The 1,630-nt window shown below is 30.6% G+C and carries 3 protein-coding genes; all 3 read left to right on the forward strand.

What is annotated here, in order from left to right; translation table 11 throughout:
* Positions 1 to 162 precede the first annotated feature (162 nt).
* Complete coding sequence (locus V7183_RS19510; protein WP_335360531.1) at positions 163 to 1,257, forward strand: hypothetical protein; 1,095 nt, start codon at positions 163 to 165, stop codon at positions 1,255 to 1,257.
* Complete coding sequence (locus tag V7183_RS19515; protein WP_335360532.1) at positions 1,257 to 1,397, forward strand: Phr family secreted Rap phosphatase inhibitor; 141 nt, start codon at positions 1,257 to 1,259, stop codon at positions 1,395 to 1,397. Before V7183_RS19510 ends, V7183_RS19515 begins: the two co-directional genes overlap by 1 nt.
* Before the next feature lie 4 nt (positions 1,398 to 1,401).
* The coding region (locus tag V7183_RS19520) for a hypothetical protein (protein WP_335360533.1) at positions 1,402 to 1,630 on the forward strand (229 nt) is incomplete at its 3' end.

Here is a 1,630-nt window from a genome sequence, read left to right on the forward strand (position 1 = left end):
ACTTTATTATCTCTGCACAGCGGCTTTTTTGTTGTATATTAGTTGTTAATATTCTGAAAAATATTTCTCAACATATCTAAAAGAGGGAGTTTATATATAACTTGCTGAATTATGTTAATATTGAAATAATTACAAATAAAGGGAAAAGGGGGATGGATTGCTGTGAGTGCACATGTAGTAACAAAAGAACAACTTAAACATTCGTTAGACGATTGGTATCATTCGATGTTGCAACAACAAGTAGAAAAAGCGACAAACTTAAAACAAGAAATTGATGAGAAGATTGCTAATATCGAAGAAGATCAAAGTTTATTGTTATATTACTCCTTACTAGATTTTAGATATAAGGTGTTGACTGATGGCTTAGGTATCACAAAAGAGAGTTTTAATAAAATTGAATCGTTTGATATACCAATCGATAACTTTCTATCTTACTACTATCATTTCTTCAAAGCTATTCATGCAACTCTACTTGCAAATCATAATGAGGCTAAAGAGCATTATGAGAAAGCAGAAAATCTTTTGAAATTCGTTTCTAATGAACTAGAACAAGCCGAATTTTATTATAGAATTGCCTCTTTCTATAACATTACTTTTCATTCGCTTATGGGTATCAAATGTGCATCTAAAGCAGAAGAGGTATTTTCTAAACACACTGGTTGTGAAATTAATGTAGCGTTATGTAAGAATATTCTAGGAGGAGCTTGTGTACAGCTACAACAATTTGAATTAGCAGAAGAATATTTTACTTCTGCAATAGATATTTTACAGAAGCAAAATGAAGAAATCTTAATTTTAAGGGTTAGAAATAATTTAGGTTGGTTATATGCAAGCCAAAACCTTTCAAGTTTGGCTATTCGCCATTTGTCAGAAGTTAATCAAAAAATCTCTAACCACTTTAAAGCTATTTTCTTACAAGCGAGAGAATATTTTAAACTTGGAGAAAAAGAAATAGCAGAAGAATTTATTAGAAGGGGTTTAGATGTTTGTGAAAAATTAAAAAATGAGGAATACAAGCATCATTTTTTAATTTTAAGAGGAATGAATGACAACATCCCTTTGGCAGAATTAGAGACTTTAATTGTTTTAGGAACTGCATATTTTAAGAAAGAAAGGTTATTAGGGTATGTACAAGAATATGCCGAAATATTGGCGGTCAAATTTCATGAGATGGTAAACCTTGAAAAATCGGCAAAATACTTCTATTCAGCTTATAAAGCTAAACAAAAATTATCAGAAAAAGGAGCGTTAAAGTGATGAAAAAGATTTGTTCAATTATGGTAGGTTTAGCTATGATTGGTATTGTTTCTTTTGGATTAAATAGTTCTGTAGAAACTTTACAGTCTGCTCATGGAGACTATCCTGCACCTGCTTACAATAAAGGAAAAGAAATTTAAGTAAATGTACAGCAAAAAAGAAGAACGTTTACCCTCACTAATAGGCGTTCTTCTTTTTTGTTTCTTCTTTATTCTTCATCTTTGCCTTCAAAATCACGTAATAAGTATTAATAAAATATATAAATCCATTTTAATTTTTCAATATATTAGTCGTGGCTATGAAGAACAACAAGTGATCTGCACTCGTTCTCTCTTTATTTTCACTTGGCATGTGGCAAAAAAAGGCCCTGACC

The organism is Bacillus sp. JJ1127 (genome assembly GCF_036965845.1).
GTDB lineage: Bacteria > Bacillota > Bacilli > Bacillales > Bacillaceae_G > Bacillus_A.